The 19,843-nt window shown below is 41.3% G+C and carries 23 protein-coding genes and 1 other RNA gene; 3 read left to right on the top strand and 21 right to left on the bottom strand.

The features are described 5' to 3' along the window. Window positions 1-2: 2 nt before the first annotated feature. From KR50_RS07810 to paaA, 15 genes are all read right to left on the bottom strand, one after another. A complete protein-coding gene (locus KR50_RS07810; protein WP_041057056.1) occupies window positions 3-998 on the bottom strand; it encodes an alpha-ketoacid dehydrogenase subunit beta in 996 nt (331 codons plus the stop codon). Then, complete coding sequence (pdhA, locus tag KR50_RS07805) at window positions 995-2,065, bottom strand: pyruvate dehydrogenase (acetyl-transferring) E1 component subunit alpha (RefSeq protein ID WP_041058132.1); 1,071 nt, start codon at window positions 2,063-2,065, stop codon at window positions 995-997. Before pdhA ends, KR50_RS07810 begins: the two co-directional genes overlap by 4 nt. Window positions 2,066-2,097: 32 nt before the next feature. Beyond that, a complete protein-coding gene (locus KR50_RS07800; protein WP_041058130.1) occupies window positions 2,098-3,201 on the bottom strand; it encodes a Leu/Phe/Val dehydrogenase in 1,104 nt (367 codons plus the stop codon). Between the two features lie 289 nt (window positions 3,202-3,490). Next, a complete protein-coding gene (locus KR50_RS07795) occupies window positions 3,491-4,450 on the bottom strand; it encodes an NAD(P)H-dependent flavin oxidoreductase (RefSeq protein WP_041058128.1) in 960 nt (319 codons plus the stop codon). Window positions 4,451-4,588: 138 nt separating this feature from the next. Beyond that, window positions 4,589-5,464 carry a phenylacetic acid degradation operon negative regulatory protein PaaX gene (gene paaX / locus KR50_RS07790; RefSeq protein WP_041057054.1) on the bottom strand — a complete coding sequence of 292 codons (876 nt, stop codon included), beginning with the start codon at window positions 5,462-5,464 and terminating at the stop codon, window positions 4,589-4,591. A 106-nt stretch (window positions 5,465-5,570) separates the two neighbouring features. After that, complete coding sequence (locus KR50_RS07785; RefSeq protein WP_041057051.1) at window positions 5,571-6,782, bottom strand: thiolase family protein; 1,212 nt, start codon at window positions 6,780-6,782, stop codon at window positions 5,571-5,573. Next, window positions 6,779-7,651 carry a 3-hydroxyacyl-CoA dehydrogenase gene (locus tag KR50_RS07780; protein WP_041057048.1) on the bottom strand — a complete coding sequence of 291 codons (873 nt, stop codon included), beginning with the start codon at window positions 7,649-7,651 and terminating at the stop codon, window positions 6,779-6,781. The genes KR50_RS07785 and KR50_RS07780 overlap by 4 nt, the downstream gene beginning before the upstream one ends. Before the next feature lie 81 nt (window positions 7,652-7,732). Beyond that, window positions 7,733-9,250, bottom strand: coding sequence for an aldehyde dehydrogenase family protein (locus KR50_RS07775; protein ID WP_041057045.1), 1,518 nt, complete (start codon window positions 9,248-9,250; stop codon window positions 7,733-7,735). Window positions 9,251-9,265: 15 nt separating this feature from the next. Further along, entirely contained in the window at window positions 9,266-10,039 is a 774-nt protein-coding gene (locus KR50_RS07770; protein ID WP_041057040.1) for an enoyl-CoA hydratase-related protein, read from the bottom strand. A 16-nt stretch (window positions 10,040-10,055) separates the two neighbouring features. Then, a complete protein-coding gene (locus tag KR50_RS07765) occupies window positions 10,056-10,835 on the bottom strand; it encodes an enoyl-CoA hydratase-related protein (RefSeq protein WP_041057036.1) in 780 nt (259 codons plus the stop codon). After that, window positions 10,828-11,136, bottom strand: a complete 309-nt coding sequence (locus KR50_RS07760; RefSeq protein ID WP_041057033.1) for an EthD family reductase — start codon at window positions 11,134-11,136, stop codon at window positions 10,828-10,830. The genes KR50_RS07765 and KR50_RS07760 overlap by 8 nt, the downstream gene beginning before the upstream one ends. Before the next feature lie 46 nt (window positions 11,137-11,182). Beyond that, window positions 11,183-11,692: a 1,2-phenylacetyl-CoA epoxidase subunit PaaD gene (paaD, locus tag KR50_RS07755; RefSeq protein ID WP_052476888.1), complete on the bottom strand. Its 510-nt coding sequence runs from the start codon at window positions 11,690-11,692 to the stop codon at window positions 11,183-11,185. A 22-nt stretch (window positions 11,693-11,714) separates the two neighbouring features. Further along, the gene (gene paaC, locus KR50_RS07750; protein ID WP_041057031.1) at window positions 11,715-12,518 is read right to left on the bottom strand and encodes a 1,2-phenylacetyl-CoA epoxidase subunit PaaC; all 804 of its coding nucleotides are present in this window, start codon (window positions 12,516-12,518) and stop codon (window positions 11,715-11,717) included. Beyond that, on the bottom strand, window positions 12,515-12,868 hold the full coding sequence (paaB, locus tag KR50_RS07745; protein WP_041057028.1) for a 1,2-phenylacetyl-CoA epoxidase subunit PaaB: 354 nt from the start codon (window positions 12,866-12,868) through the stop codon (window positions 12,515-12,517). Before paaB ends, paaC begins: the two co-directional genes overlap by 4 nt. A gap of 15 nt (window positions 12,869-12,883) precedes the next feature. Next, entirely contained in the window at window positions 12,884-13,837 is a 954-nt protein-coding gene (paaA, locus tag KR50_RS07740; protein WP_041057025.1) for a 1,2-phenylacetyl-CoA epoxidase subunit PaaA, read from the bottom strand. A 360-nt stretch (window positions 13,838-14,197) separates the two neighbouring features. Between paaA and KR50_RS07735 the strand changes: the two genes are divergently transcribed. Then, window positions 14,198-14,650, top strand: a complete 453-nt coding sequence (locus KR50_RS07735; protein WP_041057022.1) for a hypothetical protein — start codon at window positions 14,198-14,200, stop codon at window positions 14,648-14,650. A gap of 7 nt (window positions 14,651-14,657) precedes the next feature. On the opposite strand, the gene uvsE is transcribed toward KR50_RS07735, so the two are convergent. Then, window positions 14,658-15,530: a UV DNA damage repair endonuclease UvsE gene (gene uvsE, locus KR50_RS07730; protein ID WP_041057019.1), complete on the bottom strand. Its 873-nt coding sequence runs from the start codon at window positions 15,528-15,530 to the stop codon at window positions 14,658-14,660. Between the two features lie 135 nt (window positions 15,531-15,665). Between uvsE and kynA the strand changes: the two genes are divergently transcribed. After that, window positions 15,666-16,523, top strand: a complete 858-nt coding sequence (kynA, locus tag KR50_RS07725; RefSeq protein WP_041057016.1) for a tryptophan 2,3-dioxygenase — start codon at window positions 15,666-15,668, stop codon at window positions 16,521-16,523. Window positions 16,524-16,589: 66 nt separating this feature from the next. Here kynA and ssrS read toward each other — a convergent pair. The 5 genes from ssrS to KR50_RS07710 all read right to left on the bottom strand — a co-directional run bounded on the left by ssrS (window position 16,590) and on the right by KR50_RS07710 (window position 19,215). Next, window positions 16,590-16,784, bottom strand: a non-coding RNA gene (ssrS, locus tag KR50_RS18240) — 6S RNA. A gap of 62 nt (window positions 16,785-16,846) precedes the next feature. After that, window positions 16,847-17,221 carry a nucleotide excision repair endonuclease gene (locus KR50_RS07720; RefSeq protein ID WP_041057013.1) on the bottom strand — a complete coding sequence of 125 codons (375 nt, stop codon included), beginning with the start codon at window positions 17,219-17,221 and terminating at the stop codon, window positions 16,847-16,849. A gap of 130 nt (window positions 17,222-17,351) precedes the next feature. After that, entirely contained in the window at window positions 17,352-17,537 is a 186-nt protein-coding gene (locus tag KR50_RS07715; RefSeq protein WP_041057010.1) for a DUF3813 domain-containing protein, read from the bottom strand. A 2-nt stretch (window positions 17,538-17,539) separates the two neighbouring features. Next, entirely contained in the window at window positions 17,540-17,704 is a 165-nt protein-coding gene (locus KR50_RS18635) for a hypothetical protein (RefSeq protein ID WP_198134237.1), read from the bottom strand. Window positions 17,705-18,093: 389 nt separating this feature from the next. Then, a complete protein-coding gene (locus KR50_RS07710) occupies window positions 18,094-19,215 on the bottom strand; it encodes an NAD(P)/FAD-dependent oxidoreductase (protein WP_041057008.1) in 1,122 nt (373 codons plus the stop codon). A gap of 148 nt (window positions 19,216-19,363) precedes the next feature. Here KR50_RS07710 and KR50_RS07705 point away from each other — a divergent pair, with 148 nt between their 5' ends. Beyond that, entirely contained in the window at window positions 19,364-19,789 is a 426-nt protein-coding gene (locus KR50_RS07705) for a hypothetical protein (protein ID WP_041057005.1), read from the top strand. Window positions 19,790-19,843 lie beyond the last annotated feature (54 nt).

Below are 19,843 nucleotides of genomic sequence, written 5' to 3'. Positions count from 1 at the left end.
GATTAAAAATCGACTGCTTTCATAACCGCCTGCATCACCCGTTCAGGTGTAGGAAGATAGAAATCCTCATACCCAAAGTAAGGAACAGGCGTATCAAACCCGGACACTTTTGCAACAGGGGCCTTTTGATAAAGAAAGGAGGTTTCGTTAATAATTGATAGCACATCGTTAGCGACGCTGCTTTGGGGATGCGCCTCCTGAACAATGACAGTCCTTCCCGTTTTTTGAACAGATGAAGCGATCAGGTCTTCATCAATTGGAGATAGAGTTCTCAAATCAATGACCTCACACGAGATGTTCTGTTTAGACAATGCTTCAGCAGCTTTCATAGAAACTGCTGTCATTGCACCCCACGTAATAATCGTTACATCCTGACCTTCAAGCAGCCTTTTTCCTTTACCAATCTCAACAGTGTATAGTCCTTCTGGCACTTCTTCTGAAATGGACCTGTAATTACGCATAGGTTCAAGAAATAAAACCGGATCAGGATCTTCTATCGCTGCTATCATAAGTCCTTTAGCATCGTAGGGATTGGACGGACAAACAACTTTCATGCCAGGCATATGGGTGAAAATCGATTCTGTACTATCACAATGAATTTCAGGAGCTCGCACACCCGCTCCATATGGTGCCCGAATGACAATTGGAACACTAAAATGGCCCATGGTTCTTGATCGCAATCTTACTGCATGCGTCATTAATTGCTCGTATGCAGGGTAAATAAAACCCAGAAACTGAATTTCCACTACCGGCTTTAACCCATTGGCTGCCATTCCAATTGCAGCTCCTACAAAACCCGCTTCACTTAAGGGAGTATCAATTACACGTTCTTCCCCATACGTCTCCATAAGTCCCTCAGTCACCCTGAACACACCGCCATTTTGACCGATATCCTCTCCGAGTAAAATGACTCTTTCGTCTTCTCTAAGCATATCTGAAAGGGCTTCATTTATTGCACCGGCTACCGTTAGCGGTTTTCTTTCGACAGAACTTGTCACGAGTTATCCGCCCCCAGTACATCCAGTAAATACTCTTTTTGTCTCACAAGAGATGGAACTGGATTTTTATAAACATGATCAAATAACACAGCAGGATTGGGAGGCGGAAAGCGTTCCATTTCTTCAACAGCCTGATCAATCTCTTCAACAGCTTTTTGTTTTATGCCGAACATCCAGTTTTCTTCATCCCATCCGTTAGCCTTAAGACAGTTTTCTATGCGCGTAATAGGGTCAAATCGATCCCTTCTTACCTGGCTTTCCTGCTGATTTCGATACTTTGACGGATCGTCAGCTGTTGTATGGGCACCGTAACGCCAAGTAACAGCTTCTATTAGTGTAGGTCCATTCCCTGAGCGAGCACGTTCTAAAGCCTCTGTGACATGGTGATAAACAGCGAATACATCGTTTCCATCTACTCTCACACTTGGAATATCATACGCAAGTCCTTTTTGAGCAATCGTCTTCGTCTTCATTTGCTTATTTTGAGGAACGGAAATGGCGTACTGATTATTTTGACAGAAAAAGATAACAGGCGACTGGAAAACCGAGGCGAAGTTTAGCCCTTCATGAAAATCTCCCTCGGACGTTGCACCATCTCCAAAAAAAGCAATGGCAGCGTTTTTTGTCCCTTTTTTCTTTTCTGCAAAAGCTGCGCCTGCAGCATGAGGTATCTGAGTTGCAATCGGGATTCCAGGTGGAAATATTTTTAATCCCTCAGGTGGAATATTTCCTTCGTTTCTTCCGTTCCAAAATAATAGGACATTACATAATGAATGGCCGAAAGTCATTGTTGCTCCATGGTCACGATAAGTAGGGAACAACCAGTCCTCTTTTGACAAGGACATCGCACTGCCAACCTGAGAAGCTTCCTGACCTTCAAATGGTGCGTACGTGCCAATTCTGCCCTGACGCTGAAGAGAAATCGCTTTGCGGTCGAATGTTCTGATTCTGACCATATTTTCAAAAAAGCTTTTCGTTCGCTCCTCCGTTAAAAGAGGTTTTAATTCTTCATTGGCCCATTTTCCTTCAGGATCAAGCAGCTGTTGAATCGGATATGCTTCTTCCATTGTTCTTCCCCTCTCAGCCCCAAGAATCATTGTCATATCCTGACCGCCCATTTCGGCCGCTTCATAGGAGAGAAAAAACTGTTTCTTCGAGCTCGTGATTTCATTCGCTGCTCACAAAAAAGATTCGAGGCTTCTATTGTTGTCATGCCATCTTCTGCAGCAGTTTTATAAATATTAATCAGTGATGTATAGATTCCTTTTGTTTGCCTAAGGACCCGCTCTTTATTCGGTTCATAAAGTTCATCGGCTACCTGAATTAATCCGCCTGCATTGACAATATAATCCGGTGCATAGAGGATTCCTTTTTCCTTTAAGGCATTAGCATGTTCTTCTTCAAGCAGCTGGTTATTTGCTGAACCCACAACAGCTTTGACATTTAGCTTAGCTATGGTTTGATCGTTTAAAATTCCGCCCATTGCACAAGGGATGAATATATCGCCTTGCGCTTCATAAATCGCCTCTCCATCTGCAACCTCGACTTCAACGTTCATCTTTTCACCGAGCGATTGAATTTGCAGCAATGATAGCGGATTTAAATCCGATACAATCAGCTTTTTTGCTCCGCCTGTAAGCAGCTGTTCTGCTACTTTTGCACCTACCTTGCCAAGTCCTTGAATAAGATACGTTTTGTCGCTCAGTCCATCCGTTCCATATAGTACTTGATTAGTAGCTTGTAAGCCGTAGATCACCCCATGTGCTGTTGGAATGGAAGAATCTCCGCTGCCCCCATACACCTCATCCACTCCAACAATACAGTTTGTTTCCTTTAAAGCGTGTACAAAGTCTTCTGGTGTTGTTCCCATGTCAGTCCCTGTATAAAAGCGCCCATTCAGCGATTCTACAAATTGGCCGAATGACCTGAAAAGTTCAGGACTTTTGTCTTTCTTTGGATCCCCGATAATAACGGCTTTTCCCCCGCCAAAATCAACATCCGCTGCAGCACATTTATACGTCATTCCTCTCGAAAGGCGCAGGACATCTTCAAGTGCATCGTCCACACTCGCGTAAGGCTGCATTCGGCAGCCTCCTAGTGCAGGGCCCAGGGAGGTATTATGAACGGCAATGATTGCCTTTAATCCCGTTTCTTCATCATTGCAAAATACAACTTGTTCATGTCCTTTAATTTTTTCAAACATATGCACGTAAAACTCCTCCTCGTCAAAGAAAACGCTTACATTTTAAATCAGACAAAAAACTTCCAGTTCTTTTTTGATCCTTCATTCCTGAAAAAAGCTTTTCTCTTACTAAGAGTGTCTATTTTAATTGGCTCTCACAGACCTTGCCTTAAAATTATATGACGTTATTTTAACGATATAATAACATTTTGTATTGCGAATAGTCAATATATTGAAAAAACAACTTTCCCAGCTTAAGAGATAAAGAGGGTGATTGCTGAATGGATTATTTTCTTACTAGATTTGACTCTTACCTGTTTATGTTTAAATAACTTAGTGCCGCTCTTAAGCTGACTTCAGCTTCTGTCATCATGGTTAGAATCAAATCTTCTACTAAAGGAATATCTTTAATAAGCCCCGCAATTTGTCCCCCATTTATAAAACCTTCTTCGAGCTGACCATCCACTGCGCCTTTCACGTGATGAGCTTCAGAAGTTGCAGCTAGATATTCACTTACCGTCATTCCTTTTTCTTCTGCTTTGAGTACATTTTCTATATAGGGTGTGGGCAGTACTCTTCTTCTTTTATTGACTGTTTTCCCTGCGATCAATGTGCTGTCATCTTTACTTGCAAGAATTGCAGACAGATAGTTAGCATGCATTCCAGACTCTTTGGTCGCGATAAACCGGGTTCCCATTTGCACGCCGCAAGCTCCGAGTGCAAAAGCAGCTGCGAGACCCTTGCCATCTCCAATTCCCCCTGCCGCTATAATAGGCAGCTTGATGGCCGTTTTAAGCTGTGGAATGAAAGCCATCGTTGTCGTTTCGGCTAAAGAGTTAATTCCTGCTGCCTCATACCCTTCCCCGATGACGATATGTGCTCCTGCTTTTTCTGCTTTTACTGCCTGTGCGACTGTGCCGGCAACCGTCATGACTATGCAGTGATGTTCCCTTAAATTAGAAATATAAGGAGCCGGATTGCCAGCAGATAACGAGACATTTTTAATCTGATGTTTAATCACAAGCCTCAATAACTCTTCAGCATGTTCACTGACTGAAAGAGCAATATTAACGCCAAATGGCTTTTTCGTTTTTCGTTTTGTTTCCAGAATAATATCTTCTACTTGATCAGGTGTCATGGTACCGGCACCGATCATTCCTAATGCGCCTGCGTTAGACACAGCTGCTGCAAGAGTCGCGTTTGAGACATTTCCCATACCGCCTTGAATGACAGGATAAGTAATCCCCAGAAGTTCAGTCAGTTTATTTATTTTTTTCACCCTCTTTCCTTAACCGTTGAAATATGGGGCGGATCAAACGGTTTGACCTATTTGAACAAGCATGACTATGAATGAGCAATCAAGTGCCCCGCTGTAAGCTTCTGGAACTTTTAAATTTGCATGGAAAAGTTACGTGATAATAAAGGGATGTTCCATCGCATTATAAGAGCTGTTTTTCAGCGTCAGTTCATTTCCTTCTTCAAAAACTGATTCAAAAAACGTAAGTGCAGGCTGCGCAAGTTCTTTATAATAGTTGCTGAATAAAGAGGCCGCCTCATCTCCAAGCCATTTTTCGGGCAGGAGCTCTTCCGGAAGACCCGGGTCTACGAATAAAAACTTCCGGTATTCATGTACAAGTTTCGTCCGCTCTACAAAGCACTCTGCATCTGATAAATTCCCCTGCTGGATTTTCTTTTTGTCATTTATGTATTTTTGATTATATACTTCAATAAATTCTTTATATTTTGAGTTAATTTCGTCTAAATTCCAGCTTTTATGAACAAGCCTCTGATTAGTATGAGGTCCATCGTATTCAGCAATGAAAAAATCAACGTAATCGGAGATTTCATACTTATCCATTAAATCTTTCACCTGAGATTCAAGATTATTAGGTGAGATCCAGCAGCTGTTCGACAATGACCCGAAGCCGCTCCAAACGAGTTCCTTTCGAAGTTCATCCCGAATCGATCGGATTTCTTCCGGGATCGTATACATAAGCATTCTCCACTTTCCGTCCCATTCTTCAGGCTTAAGCTTGAATATCCGATTGGCGGCTTCCTCCATTCGGTTGGATCCCCGTTGTGTAAGAGAATAAAAGCTTTTATTTCCCTTCTTTTCTCCTTGAACCCATCCTTGTTTGTTCATTCGTGAAATGGCTGCGCGCACTGCCTGATCGTTATGACCGAATTCATTCAACAGACGAATTAAGCTGCCCACCCAAATTTTATTGCCGTAATGCCTGATATAATCTCCATAAAGAGTAAAAATCATTGAACGTGTATTCATCCTTGTTTCATCCTTTTCTTAAATCGTTCTGTTTCATGTGCAAATATAGCTTTATCTTACCATGATTTCACTTTAAATTCTTTTTAAGTCAGGCTGTCCGGATGAATTATTCGCCTTCGATCCATCGTTCTATTATGGTTGTAATTCCCTGGCCAACTCCAACGCACATAGTGGCCGCACCAAATCGTTTATTTTGTTTATTCAGCTCGTGCACAAGCGTGGTAAGAATTCGAGCCCCGCTTGCACCTAGTGGATGTCCAAAAGCAATAGCTCCCCCATTTACATTCACCTTCTCTGCCTCAATATTCAATTCCTGCATACAAGCAAGCGTCTGTGCAGCAAATGCTTCATTGATTTCAAATAAATCGATATCCCCAATGGTAAGATTTGCTCTTTTTAATGCTTTTCTTGTAGAGTACACAGGACCAATACCCATCAAAGAAGGTTCGACACCCGCTGTTGCTGATGAAACATAGCGCGCTAGCGGTTTCAAATTAAGTGCTGATGCCTTTTGTTTTGACATTAAAAGAAGTGCAGCTGCCCCATCATTAATCCCTGAAGAATTTCCCGCAGTTACCGTTCCTTGATCAAATAAGGGTTTGAGCTTCTGCAGCTTTTCCATTGAACTATTTTTCCTTGGGTGTTCATCGCGCTCCACCACTGTTTCAATTCCATTCTCATTTTTAACCTTCAGAGGAATTATTTCATTTATAAATCGATTTTCTTCAATCGCTGTCTGTGCTTTTTGCTGACTTGAAAGAGCAAACAGATCTTGTGCCTGCCTCGATAGTTTATATTTCGCTGCTACATTTTCTGCCGTTTGAGGCATGCTTTCGGTACCATATCTAGATTCTATAATTGGGTTGCAAAAACGCCAGCCAATTGTTGTATCCACCAATTGCTTATTTCCTCTTGCGTACGGACCGTCTTCCTTTAGCATGACATATGGCGCCCTTGTCATGCTTTCGGTTCCACCTGCTATAAACACATCTCCTTCACCTGATGCGATCGCCCGGGCAGCATAATTCACAGCATCAAGACCTGAACCGCAAAGACGGTTGAGTGTAACGGCTGATGCATGAATGGGTAAATCAGCAAGAAGAGCCGACATTCTCGCTACATTTCGATTATCTTCCCCCGCTCCATTTGCATTGCCAAATACAACTTCCTCAACCATCGACGGGTCGAGTGAAGGATTTCGCTCAAGCAGACTTTTGATAACGACTGCTCCTAAGTCATCCGGCCTGATGTTTTTTAGCATTCCATTATACTTTCCAAATGGCGTCCGGACTGCATCAACAATGACTGTCTCAATCATCTTTGCTTCGCTCCCCCCAACTCCGCGGTATAATCAAATACACCCCGTCCTGACTTTCTTCCGAGTCTTCCCGCTTTGACATACTGTACAAGCAGAGGTGCAGGCCTGTACTTTTCTCCAAGTGTTGAATGAAGATAATTTAAATTATTTAATCTTGTGTCTAATCCTACTAAATCTCCAAGTTCAAAAGGACCCATTGGATAATTAAGGCCCAGCTTAATCGCTTTATCAATGTCCTCAGGTGATCCAAGCCCTTCTTGCAGCATATGAAATGCCTCATTCCCCACTAATGCAGATATCCGGCTTGTCACGAATCCCGGAAATTCCTTGATCACAACCGTTTCCTTTCCTAAAAGGCTTGCCAGATGAAGAGTTCTTTTAACTGTATCCTCACTGGTTTCAAGTCCCCGTACCACTTCAATTAAAGGCATTTTATGAACGGGGTTAAAAAAATGCATGGCCACAACTTTATGCGGTCTGCTTGTACATGAACCTAGTTCTGTCGGGCTCATTGTCGATGTGTTGGTTGCCAGGATCGTATCAGCAGGACAATAAAGATCCATCTGCTTAAAAACCTGTCTTTTAATGTCAATTTTTTCGGTTACCGCTTCAATGACAAAATCTGCCTGAGAAAAACCTGCAGGAAGGTCAGTAGAATAATCGATGTTTGAGCGTACTTTTTCCGCTGCTTCAGAAGTGATTTTGTTTCTTTCCAGCCCTTTCTTAATGATCATATCTACATTTAGTTGGGCTGTATTCAGCTGTTCTTCACTTACATCAACAAGCGTAACATTCAGTGTCTGCATGGCAGCAATGTAAGCAATTTCTCTTCCCATTACACCAGCACCTGCTACTGTAATTCTCTCCATTTGCACTCCTCCTTTCCTGCCGTTTAAATCATAGTGAAATTCACTCACAGGACAAAGCCTGTCCTATGAATGAATGGTTATTTATACACCAAGTGGATTTAGCGGCTTATTGCCGTAATAAGAAACGATACTTTTTGTTTCACAATAAAGGTCCAGCGTTTCAACACATAGCTCCCGTCCAAAGCCTGACTGCTTGTATCCTCCGAAAGGTGTACCTGGGAAGGCAGAAAATGGACAGTTAACCATAACTATTCCAGCTTGGATTTGCTTTGACACCCTGGTCGCCCGGGCATGATCTTTTGTCCAAATGGCTGATCCAAGGCCATATTCACTGTCATTGGCAAGACGTACGGCTTCTTTTTCGTCTTGAAACTTCATGACCGTAACAACTGGACCGAAAATTTCTTCTTTTACTGCTTCCATGTTTTGCGTCACATTTGTAAGAATAGTAGGCTCATACCAGTACCCTTTTTCAAAACCTTGTACATTGGCTGCCTTTCCGCCTGTTTCAACAACAGCTCCTTCTCTTGTAGCTGACTGAACGAAACCATCTATCACATTGAGCTGGTCCTGATTAATAATGGCCCCAATATGCGTTTCTTTTTGAAATGGATCGCCAAGCGTTAACTTTTTCGTTTTCTCTATAAATAACTTCATAAATTCATCATAAATCGTATCCTGAATATATAATCTAGATCTGGCTTCACATGATTGTCCTGAATTATAAAAAATTCCAAATAAAGAGCCATCTACAGCCGCTTCAATATCTGCATCCTCAAATATAAGACTTGGTGATTTGCCGCCAAGCTCTAATGTCACTCTCTTTAGTGTACTTGAGGCTTTCTCCATAATTTTTCTGCCAACCGGTGTAGAACCGGTAAAAGCGACTTTATCTACTTTTTTATGCTCCACTAAAAAGTTTCCGATCTCCTGACCAGAGCCTGGTACAATATTTACCACACCGGCCGGAACTCCTGCCTCCAGGCAAATCTCCCCTAATACAATAGCTGTCAGCGGAGTCAACGAAGCCGGCTTCACAACGATGGAACAGCCGACCGCGATTGCCGGCGCCACCTTCCACGCAGCCATCATCAGTGGATAATTCCAAGGGATAATCTGGGCGCATACCCCGATCGGCTCATGTTCTGTGTGATTTTGAAAAGCACCGGGCATCGAGTTTACACTTCCCCGATGACTGACGATCGCGCCTGCGTAAAATTCAAAATCCTCAATCGCCTGCATCACCTGGCCCTGAGCCGCAGCCAATGATTTACCAGTGTCCAGAATTTCAAGTTCAACAAGTTCGTTGTATCTTGACCTCATGATTGCAGCGATTTTGTTAAGGATCCTTGAACGCTTATTTACGGGGAAATGTCTCCATTTACCATGATCAAAAGCATTCCTTGCAGCTTCTACTGCCAGTTCTGCATCTTCTATGCTTCCTTTGGCTACTTGGGCAACTTCTTCACCTGAAGCAGGATTAATCGTTGTGAACGTTTCACCATTTAACGCCTCTCTGCGCTCCCCATTAATGATCAGGTGATAATGACTTCTCTTCATGTCGAGCTGCCCCATAGGCTGTTCTTTCATTGTAGACATAGTTATCATCCTTTCTTATTCACCTTTAAAAGAAGGTGTCCTCTTTTCTTTAAACGCTAAAAGGCCTTCCTGATGATCCGTTGACAGTCCTGCTATTCTCTGACTATAGCTTTCTTCAAGTAAAAACTGAGGCAGATCGTTTTCCCAGCTCTTTTGGAGAAGCTGTTTAATAAGACCTATCGCCTTTGTGGGCTTGTTAGAAAGTTTTGCAGCGAAATCTGCAACTTCCTGCTCCCAGTTCCCGTCTTCAATGACACGATTAACTAGACCAAACTCCTTAGCTTCTTGAGCGGTTATTTTTTCTCCTAAAACAGCAAGCTCCATCGCCCTTGCATGTCCAATCAACTTTGGAAGATAAAACAGGTTCGCAGAATCTGGTATTAAGCCTACATGAATAAATGCTTGTACAAATTTTGCTTTTTCGTGCATCAGCCGAAAATCACACGCCAGAGCCAGACTAAAACCGGACCCTGCTGCTGCACCGTTTATAGCTGCAATGACAGGTTTTTTAAAAGACGCCAGCTCGAGCATAATGGGCATATACCGACTTCTTATAACTTCGCCGTGATCCATTTCCTCTGTTACTCCATCCAGATCTTCTCCGGCAGAAAAAGCCTTCCCGCTTCCTGTGATAATGAGGCAGCGCACTGCTTGATCTTTTGCCGCTTCTTTTAACGCAATCATCAGCTCTTTGTGCATGGATTCAGTAAATGCATTTAGTTTATCTTTGCGATTCAATGTGATTTTTGCCACGCCTTCCCTAACTTCATAGAAGATCGTTTCAAACATATTGAATTCCTCCTGCTTATCTGCCTTTAAAATCAGCTTTTCGCCTTTCCTTGAACGCCCGCATTCCCTCTTTTTGATCCTCTGAAGAAAACAGCAAATAAAAATTTTTCCTTTCCTGCTGCATCCCCTCAAAAAGCGATAATTCATTTGCTTTATGTACGGATTCTTTAATGAGTCTGACGGAAAGTGCAGGCTTTTCTGCAATGGCTCTTGCCATCTTTTTCGTCTCCTCTTTAAGCAGCTCATCAGGAAAGACACTTGATACAATACCGCAGTTCATCGCTTCAGCTGCCGAGAATCGCGCTCCCGTCAAAAGCCACTTCATTGCTCTTTGGTGCCCAATTAATTTTGTCAGGCGCTGAGTTCCCCCGGCACCCGGCATAATGCCAAGCCCTACTTCCGGAAAACCAAACTCAGTATTTTGACCAGCGAGTAAAATATCACAGCTTAAAGCTAATTCAAATCCTCCCCCAAGTACAAATCCATGAAGTGCTCCAATAATCGGTTTTTTAATCTTTGCTATACGGTCCCAATCCGTAAACTGATTATGCAGTTCCAAATCGATTGACCCTTTATCCAGCATTTCATCAATATCAGCCCCTGCGGCAAAGGCCCTGCCTGCGCCTTGAATCACCATTACCTTAACCGTTTCATCCCGATCAAAGCGCTCCAATGCAAAAACAATTTCCGCCACCATTTTTATGTTTAATGCATTCAGTACTTCCGGACGGTTTAAAGTAATGATCCCCACGGCATTGTCACGAGCAGTCTTGATCATGGTCTCGTTATTAACCATGTACCTCTTCGCCGATCATTAACGTGACCAGATCTCCCGCAAAGGACATTAAGTCTTTTCCAGAGGCTCTGGCTTCGTCTGTTTTCATTGCCATTTTAAATGATTCATGGCTTTCGTAGACCATTTCACACATCAGATAATAAGCAGCCTCTCCTCCCATAGGGCTCCCCGTCATTTTTGTTACTGTCATTTTCTGCAGTCCCGGAATAGAAGCAGTAATGGGGCCATGTGTACCAAAGTAGTGGTCATCAAATTCTTTCAAATTTTCCGGCTGCTTGTATAGTGCGATCAGTTTTATCATATTGATCCATCTCCTTTTATCTATTCATAGAAAATTTCTTTTCTTATTACATCCAAGTGGAAACTGGCTTCATGGCCTCGAAAGGGTTTTTACAGCTTTTGCAGTATAGAATACTTCGGCAGGCTGTCGGTCCAAATAAATTATCAAGCGTCGTATAAAAAGAATCACAATAGGGGCAGGCTGCTTGCCATTCACCTGTTTGATCATTTTTTTGCATAGGCGGCGCTATACCAAACTCCTTTAATTTGCCTTTTCCCTTTTCACTAATCCTGTCAGAGGTCCAGGGAGGGTGATGAATAAAAAGTACGTTTGTCTCTTTGACTCCCTCAATATTTGTAAACGCTTTCAAAATAGTGGACTTTATAATATCAAGTGCTGGGCACCCCATAAAGGTAGGCAGCAGGAATAGAGTTAAATTCCCATTACATAACTCTGCCCGTTCCACCATTCCAAGTTCAAGAACACTGATTGAATCAATCTCAGGGTCTTTTACTGACTGAAGTGCTTTTTCAATTCTTTCTTTCTCCTCAAAACTTAAACCCGCATACCATGTCAAGGATCCCTGCCTCCTTTATCCTTCACCAAGCGGCTGCTGGATCCGTTCGGTACACTTCTGTCAATGTTGCAAGTGCCTGATGAAGTTCTTGTGTATGTTCGCCATATCTTCCTTTGCCAGAATGCTGTTGAAATTCTCCTTTATACGGAATAAATAAAGCGTCAAATACAGGTTTCATATTTTCATGGAAAGCTTGCATTAATGCATCATCACCATCTATTAATTTTAATGACGCCATTTCAGCAGATAAAGGACCTAAAGAGCAAACATCCAAAAAATCCTGTTCTACGCGACTGATTGCTTCAAGCATTTTTCGCTTTGCCTCACCTCCTGCATTCATTAATTGATTAAACCAAACCGTCCAATGCATAAGGTGGTAATACAATTCCATGCTTATTTTTACAGCTGCATGTGCAAGAGGTTCATAGGAAGAATGTTTTAGAGACTCCAGTTTTACTTTTTTGGCGTGAGAATAATAAAAATGTCTGACGACTGTAAATGCCCAATCATACCTTGGTTCTTTTAAATAATGTCCAGATCCATTGGGAAGTTCAAGAAGGACCGCATTTTTCCGCTCACTGATTCCTCTCGCGTGAGAAAGAGTATCCATGTCTCCCTCCCCCAGCTGTTCAAGCAGTCCGTAATACATCGCTGCATGTCCCATCGTATCTTGATTTATAGAAGAAAATGCAACGTCCTCCTCTATATGCGGGGCCAGACCCAGCCATTCTGAACCGCGGTAGGCCAAAATAAAATCATCATCAGCAAGCTGATACAGCAATTCAACAACCGCTTTTTTAAAAAGTGGTTCGGTCAGCTCTGTCATTTCTTACTTTCACCTCCCCACGAAAAAATTTCTTTTTCATCGAGCATTTCCTGTTCGTACTTTCGCCACTTCTTTTTCAGGTAGCCATAGCCTTTTGTATTTCTATAATCTTTATTATCAAGCCTTGGAAGCGACTGCCTTTCATCGGGTGTCATTTTTTTTATAGCAGACTGCTTCATCACCCAAATATCTGCAACCGGCTCACGTCTCATAAAGTTTTCCTGTGCCAGAATCAGCGCCATTTCCTCATTAGGAGCGAGCAGACTGAATTGATACTGCATTGGAGAGGCAGCCGTTCGTTTACTGAACACCTCATATTCTTGAAAAAATCCAGCTGTCTTTGAATTCATTCAGGACACACCTTTCTATCTAGCATCATTTGGTCGAGCCAGTGCCTCTCTTACCCATTCGTTATTTTCATACGACAGCTTTCTCAATCTTAAGCGTTCTTGAGATTTCGGCCCTTTATTTCTTACTATTTCTTTAAATTTTTCCCAGTCTGGCTGCTGATATATCCACTTTTCCTGTTCTTGGTCATAGTGCATAGAAGGGTCTGGAATTGTAAGACCGATCGAAAGAATCCTCGGAACATATTTTGTAAAGAAGTCCTGACGCAGTTCCTCATTTGACTTTGAACGAATCCGATACTTGGCGGTTATATCCTGTTTTGACGTACCTACAGCTTTTGCATCTCCAGGTCCAAAAAACATCAGCAGCGGTTCCCACCAGCGTTCGACTGCCTGCTGCACCATCCTTTTTTGTTCATCCGTTCCTTCTGCCAAAGCTAAAATAATCGCCTCACCGTGCTGTGCATGAAAGACCTCTTCTGCACAAATTCGCTTTAACGCACGGGCATAGGGTCCGTATGATGCATTCAGCATATTCGTTTGAGTAATAATCGCAGCACCGTCGATGAGCCATCCGATTAATCCGGCATCTCCCCAGGTTGGCGCCTCCATATGAAAAACGTTGTGAAATTTTAACTTGCCGTTAAATAGGTCTTCCATTATATCTTCCCTTGTTTTCCCGAGTGGTTTAATCAGATCCTCTGTGACTCTCAATAATAGCTGACCATGCCCCATTTCATCCTGTACCTTTGCCATGATACCCAGCTTTCTTTTAAGCGTAGGTGCTTTGGGAACCCACTCTTTTTCAGGCAGTGCACCCATAATTTCACTGATTCCATGCATAGAAATAAGCTTTATTAAAACATTGCGGTATTCATCAGGCATCCAATCATCAGCCTCAATTTTCTCACCGGCATAAATGCGTTCCATAAAGTTGATGTGTTTCTCCTCATCTGTTTCCAAACGAATCATGCTATCACCTTTTCATATAACGTTATTTTAACGTAATTATAATATATCGTTATACTTTGTCAATAGAATATTCAGAATTTAATCTTTTTCTATTTTCACAAAATGGCTAAAAGCATATAGATCCTTTTTAAATTACAAGCAATAAACATTTTCCACGTTTTTTGTTGTCGAAGCCTTTTAAAGCAAAGAACACCATTTACATGACATAAAAAAACACCCAAAACATCTTCTTTCCTGATGTTTTAGGTATACATTTAGCTAAAGTAAAATTATTCTACTTATAAATCTTTTAAAAAGATGAAGAAATTGAACATTTATGAATATCTATTAAAGTAGGTACTTTAGGAAAGAGGGATGAAGATGAGGAATAGTAAATTACCTTTTATTCTGGTGCTGCTTCTTTTTATTGCGGGAATTATCACTTTTATCGTCCTGTTGTTTCCGTCTGAAAAAGAACAAGTGATAGATGCTGCAGAGGAATTTTATAAACTGGAACAGCAGGGTGAAGCTTCCTCCTCCTGGGATTTCCTTCACCCTGATCTGCAAAAAAGATTTTCTAAAGATCAATACATTATTGGGCGTTCCGCTTTATTTAAAGACCATCTCCAATCTGAGTCATTTACCTATACATTAGGCGCACCTAATAAGATTGACAGCTGGCAAATGACACATGACACAACTCCGATTCCTGTTTATGAAGTAGAAGCGCGTATTGGTCTAGATAGTGCTTACGGCAAGATGGAACTCGTGCAATATTTATATGTGACTGAGCTTGATGATGAGTGGAAAATACTTTGGGACTACAATTTTTAAACAACTGCTACTTGGTTTGTTTGTGCAGATGCGGCAGCACCGATTGTTCTTTAAGTTTAGCTTCGAACATAATATCTGCATCCATGTCACCTAACAATTCTAAAAACACATCCAGGTCTTTTTCCAGGATTAAATCATGATGACTTCGATCAGTAGAATGAGATTTCCCGCTGCTTATATGACATTTTGGTTTTTTGTCTCCCCAGCTTTTCCATACCTCGGGAAGCATGGATGTTAAATCTGCTTCACCTGGGTTGCAATTGTGGTGATGGATATCAAAGCAGATAGGCGCATGGGTTTTTCGACTTACTTTCACTACATCTTCCAATGTAAAGGATTTGTCATCATTTTCAATTCTTAAAAGAGATTTGATCCCGGCAGGCAGCAATTCATAGTTTTGCGCAAATCGTTCAATAGCCTCCTCCTTATCTCCATATACTCCGCCAATATGCAAAATCATATCTTGTCCGTTTACTGCGTTCATCATTCTTTCATGGTAAGTTAAATCTTTGATTGTATTCGTCACCACAGCTGAAGTTTTCGAGTTTAAAACATTGTATTGACCGGGATGACAGCTAAATCGCATGGAGTATTTTAACTGCAGTGCTTTAATTTCATTTGTTATCTCCAAAACATCTTGATCATCCCACCATTCCCAATCATTGATCGGATGGGTGGCAAACGGGACCAGATCACTGCTGAAGCGATAAAAGTATATATCATTTTGAAGATTCCATTTCACCGCTTCTAACGTTTGATTAAAGTTACTAAGCGTGAGCTCCTTTATGTACTCAAGTCCTTTTTCCTCTGCCGTTTTAAGGCGGCAGGTTCTGAACTTAGTCGGGATTGATAAATTAATACATGCATAACCAAATCTCATTATTCCACCTCTTTTTAATGTCTCGCTGCTTATTGCATTCAAGCCGGATTGTGTTGTTTTACTTCTGTTTATCACGTTACAATAAGGGATAAACGGGGATGTGACAAATTTTGATGTGTAATAAAGGGGGATCATATGACTAAAGGAGAAAGCTGCGATCAGGATTTAACAGAAAAAATTGAAAAAGACATTCGTACTGACTTTAAAAACTCCATGACCTACGGGGAATATTTAAATCTAGATGAGTTACTTGGCGCACAGAATCGCTTATCTGCCCATCACGATGAAATGTTATTTATCGTTATTCATCAAGTGAGTGAATTATGGATGAAGTTGATTTTACATGAATTAATAGCTGCAATAAAAGCGGTAGAGGCCGATGAGCTGGATACTTCTTTTAAGCTGCTGGCCCGTGTTTCTAAAATTCAGGCGCAAATCATACAAGCATGGGATGTGCTCTCTACTCTTACACCATCCGAATATAGTGAGTTTAGAGACTCGCTGGGTAATGCCAGCGGATTTCAGTCATTTCAACACAGGATGATTGAGTTTGCTCTAGGGTACAAAACAACACATATTCTTAAAATTTACGAGAAAAATGACAAGCTGCACCAGACATTAACCCACGCGCTGCATGCACCCGGTCTTTACGATGCCGCTATTCATGCTCTCAGCCGGGGAGGACTGCCAATTGATCAAGAGGTGTTAAGCCGTGACTTGACGAAACCCTATAATCGGCATGACTCTGTAATGCAGGCCTGGCTTGATGTTTACATGAATAAGGATCAGCATTGGAAGTTGTATCAGCTGGCAGAAAAGCTGGTGGACATTGAAGATGCCATGCAGCAATGGCGATTCCGACATATGAAGACAGTAGAAAGGATTATAGGTTTTAAAAAAGGTACTGGGGGTTCATCTGGAGTTCACTATTTAAAAAAAGTCCTGGATCATCAATTTTTTCCTGAATTATGGGAGCTTAGGACAAGAATTTAAATGCAGAGAATACTTTTCTAGCATAGAAAAAAAGCCGACCCCTAAAAGGAATCGGCTTTTTTACTTTAAGCGGCCGCCTTTGCCGTATGGATTAAGAAAGTTTTAAACCACCACTCCTCAAAGTGGGTGTTCGCAAAAACATTCATGTATGTCCTCCTTGTCTTATAGACGGAGGCTTGCCAATTCCGTTTTTATTTAAAACTCCCTATTACAGCTTAAAGGTTAAAACTTACTTAGTTAGTACGAACAACGCAGCCTGTTGATAAATCATACAATATCCATTTTAGGATTGCAATAAAAAAGATCATCGAAATAACGACAGGTTATTTGTAAAATACTTTTTCAACATTGTATTTTGACTGAAATTCGTTGATGATGTAGGTTTCGTATATATCTCTATCCATAGGATGGTCGACGATACTAACATCAATCCGGTATACTTCATCACGATGGTTTTTAACAGGTGAAACAGAATCTTCAAAGTGTTTTTTTACACGCTGACGAAGCTTTCTTGCTTTTCCTACAAATAAAAGTTCATCGTTCACATTATAAAACATAAAAATACCGCCTTTATCACGGGGGATCTCATGGAAATCAATAAATCCGTAGATGGATTTAATGGCGGCTTCTCCTTCAGAAAATGATTGCTTTCTTTCAGTAATGCTCACATCAATATTTGGCAGTTCAATGTTAATCATAATTTCACGTCCTCATCTAATATAAGAATTTATCGTATCACATTCCTGTGCAATAGGCTATAGGCACCGTCAAATGAATTATGTAGAAAACCAAAAGAAAGCCTGATGACACGGCCTTCTCTTGGTTTGTTTAAAGGGATTCTTCCAGATGACTGATCTGTTCCTGCATCCCTCTAAGCTGTTCTTGTTCAGCCAATGTGGAATTCGCAAAAGCAGAGGAAAGGCTATTTTTAGCCTTTGAAATATCCTCTGCTTTTTTTGAAAACTGAGCCTGACTAACAAATTCTCTGGCTTGCTGATAAAGTTGGTTTTTCATCTTTAAAATCCGCCCAATGTCGGATCTTTAATTGCGTCAGGACCTATGTCTGAACGGCTTTTGGCAGATTCAGCATACGTCGAGTGGTAAGGGATGCGCTGATCATGCTGAGCTACGGCATTTTTACCTTGCTGAGTAAATCGCTTTGATTTGCTTCCTTTTCCCATTCCGCATTCCCCCATCAACTATTTGCACTACTGAGCTGTGCACTATTAGTATGAGGAAAACCAATAAATTTACTGCAGGTATTTTTTTACTTCTGGAATATATTCCCTTGAATGTTTTTAGGATTTAAGCGCATCATAACTAAGGCAAGGAACGAAAAACTCCAAACGGGGTGAGGGCTTTGGACGTTGATAAGACTATTTTTTGTCAATTCATTTTCATGTAAATGAGGTGTTTGTCAAAGACCAGGATTATGACGTATAAACCATTCGTTATTTGCTTAAAAACGGTATAACAATGGGATACTGTTTTAAACTGCCGGATTTTCCGGCAGTTTTTTTATATTGAGGAGATGGGTGCCCTCATCCTGTTGTGTCTAACTTCGATCTGCTTAGTTGATAATTGCTCCTGAAACAGGATAGCGCGTTAAATCAATATCTGTTTTTTCACCGCAAACCAACTTCGATAGCTGGTAGCCGAGGTAAGGGCCGGAAGTTAATCCTGAAGCGCCTAATCCATTTGCGAGGTAAAGACCTGTAACATCCGGAACTGCTCCTATTACAGGGAGAAAACCTGGCGTAAAGGGGCGATAGCCCACTCTCGTCTCAGTCACTTCACTAGTTGAAAGGCCTGGCGCTGCTGTCAGTGCTTTGTTTAATAGTTCTGCCATTCCGCCAGCAGTAACACGATAGTCAAAACCTGCATTGTTTTCATGCGTCGCCCCTATTATTACCTTGTTGGCCGCAACCGGTACAATATATTGATCATTCGGCGGCATAATAACGGGCTGATGTTCATTTGTATTCTCACTGTCCCTTTCAAGATGAATAATTTGTGCTTTTTGCGAGCTGATTGCCAAATTTATTCCAAGGGGCTTTAAAAGCTCCGCTGCCCACGCTCCAGCTGTAACAATCACTTTCTCCCCCTTTAATTCCTGGTTATTCACTAAAGCACCTGTTATCTTCCTGTCTTCATAAAGTAAGCTCGCACTTCCTGAGTAAAGCTTTGCACCATTATTCTTAGCCGCATTCAGCAGCGCATTGCAGAGTGCTCTTCCGTCTACCCGGGCTGCACCCTCTACAAAGAGCGCTTCATAGTCATCAGAGAGTTCAGGAAAAAATTTTTTTACTTCCCGTATGTGCATAGACTTAATTTCCCCAATCTCTGGAGCGTCTTCCCTTTTTTGCATTGCGCGTTTTTCAGTTTTAATAAGCTTTTCCTGGTCCTTATATAAACTAATCGCTCCTACCTTCTGATAACCCGTTGTCACTTCTCCATCCTCTTCTAGCATAGGTATCAAGGTTTCATAGTATTTCGCTCCATTTTTAACAAGGTCGTACCACGCTCTATTCCTCCTTTGAGAAAGCCATGGACAAACGATTCCTGCAGCAGCATCTGTTGCCTGTCCTTTATCTTTTCTGTCAATGATTAAAACATTTTGTCCTTTTTTAGTTAAGTGATAAGCAGCAGAAGCTCCCAAAATTCCTCCGCCTATAATAATGATTCGACTCATAATTTAACACCAATCCCTCTATTTACTCATGAGTTTATTCTATCTAATAACTGTACGCACCTCAAATATGTGATCGTTTGTTCGGGAAGGTAGATTAAATTGTAGATTTCTGTTACCATTAAGTAGAAGTATTAAGGAGGGATGCGTTATGACAACTCAAGTTCATAACTACGTCTATGGAATAGAAGCTGCTGCCTCCATCCTAGGGTTACCTGAAAATTTAGTTCAAGATCAAATGAATAATCATGAAATTTTTTCAAATCGAGTTGACTCACAGGTTGCGTTTAATCGCTCAGAACTTTTTAATAAAAGGTATCAGTCCATTAATGAACAAATTAGAAATTTAACGATTAAGTATAAGTCCATTCCTGTTTTTGATGACAAGCTGACTCTTGCCAATGGAATTCAGCGGACGGATATTGCAGAAATTCTTGCAGAACTGGAGCGTTCAGTTCTCACTCGCGAATTACAAGGAAATCAGGAAGTCAGAATACGTCATAAAAACAAAGACATAAATATCACTTGTAACATCAGGTATTACAATGATAATTTAAAAGTTATTTTTTTCAGATAAGACACTTCAGCCGTTCACTCCATTTGAGTGAACGGCTTTTTAGTTTACAGCCAT

This window comes from Jeotgalibacillus campisalis (assembly GCF_000829515.1).
Taxonomy (GTDB): domain Bacteria; phylum Bacillota; class Bacilli; order Bacillales; family Jeotgalibacillaceae; genus Jeotgalibacillus; species Jeotgalibacillus campisalis.
This window is presented reverse-complemented; position numbering and strand designations above follow the sequence as displayed.

What these genes read in the sequence shown, in the direction of transcription:
- pdhA (WP_041058132.1), bottom strand. Translation starts at nt 2,065, where the DNA reads ATGGAAGAAGCATATCCGATTCAACAGCTGCTTGATCCTGAAGGAAAA.
- KR50_RS07800 (WP_041058130.1), bottom strand. Translation starts at nt 3,201, where the DNA reads ATGTTTGAAAAAATTAAAGGACATGAACAAGTTGTATTTTGCAATGAT.
- paaX (WP_041057054.1), bottom strand. Translation starts at nt 5,464, where the DNA reads ATGAATACACGTTCAATGATTTTTACTCTTTATGGAGATTATATCAGG.
- KR50_RS07785 (WP_041057051.1), bottom strand. Translation starts at nt 6,782, where the DNA reads ATGATTGAGACAGTCATTGTTGATGCAGTCCGGACGCCATTTGGAAAG.
- KR50_RS07780 (WP_041057048.1), bottom strand. Translation starts at nt 7,651, where the DNA reads ATGGAGAGAATTACAGTAGCAGGTGCTGGTGTAATGGGAAGAGAAATT.
- KR50_RS07775 (WP_041057045.1), bottom strand. Translation starts at nt 9,250, where the DNA reads ATGTCTACAATGAAAGAACAGCCTATGGGGCAGCTCGACATGAAGAGA.
- KR50_RS07770 (WP_041057040.1), bottom strand. Translation starts at nt 10,039, where the DNA reads ATGTTTGAAACGATCTTCTATGAAGTTAGGGAAGGCGTGGCAAAAATC.
- KR50_RS07765 (WP_041057036.1), bottom strand. Translation starts at nt 10,835, where the DNA reads ATGGTTAATAACGAGACCATGATCAAGACTGCTCGTGACAATGCCGTG.
- KR50_RS07760 (WP_041057033.1), bottom strand. Translation starts at nt 11,136, where the DNA reads ATGATAAAACTGATCGCACTATACAAGCAGCCGGAAAATTTGAAAGAA.
- paaC (WP_041057031.1), bottom strand. Translation starts at nt 12,518, where the DNA reads ATGACAGAGCTGACCGAACCACTTTTTAAAAAAGCGGTTGTTGAATTG.
- paaB (WP_041057028.1), bottom strand. Translation starts at nt 12,868, where the DNA reads ATGAATTCAAAGACAGCTGGATTTTTTCAAGAATATGAGGTGTTCAGT.
- paaA (WP_041057025.1), bottom strand. Translation starts at nt 13,837, where the DNA reads ATGATTCGTTTGGAAACAGATGAGGAGAAACACATCAACTTTATGGAA.
- KR50_RS07735 (WP_041057022.1), top strand. Translation starts at nt 14,198, where the DNA reads ATGAGGAATAGTAAATTACCTTTTATTCTGGTGCTGCTTCTTTTTATT.
- uvsE (WP_041057019.1), bottom strand. Translation starts at nt 15,530, where the DNA reads ATGAGATTTGGTTATGCATGTATTAATTTATCAATCCCGACTAAGTTC.
- kynA (WP_041057016.1), top strand. Translation starts at nt 15,666, where the DNA reads ATGACTAAAGGAGAAAGCTGCGATCAGGATTTAACAGAAAAAATTGAA.
- KR50_RS07720 (WP_041057013.1), bottom strand. Translation starts at nt 17,221, where the DNA reads ATGATTAACATTGAACTGCCAAATATTGATGTGAGCATTACTGAAAGA.
- KR50_RS07715 (WP_041057010.1), bottom strand. Translation starts at nt 17,537, where the DNA reads ATGAAAAACCAACTTTATCAGCAAGCCAGAGAATTTGTTAGTCAGGCT.
- KR50_RS18635 (WP_198134237.1), bottom strand. Translation starts at nt 17,704, where the DNA reads ATGGGAAAAGGAAGCAAATCAAAGCGATTTACTCAGCAAGGTAAAAAT.
- KR50_RS07710 (WP_041057008.1), bottom strand. Translation starts at nt 19,215, where the DNA reads ATGAGTCGAATCATTATTATAGGCGGAGGAATTTTGGGAGCTTCTGCT.
- KR50_RS07705 (WP_041057005.1), top strand. Translation starts at nt 19,364, where the DNA reads ATGACAACTCAAGTTCATAACTACGTCTATGGAATAGAAGCTGCTGCC.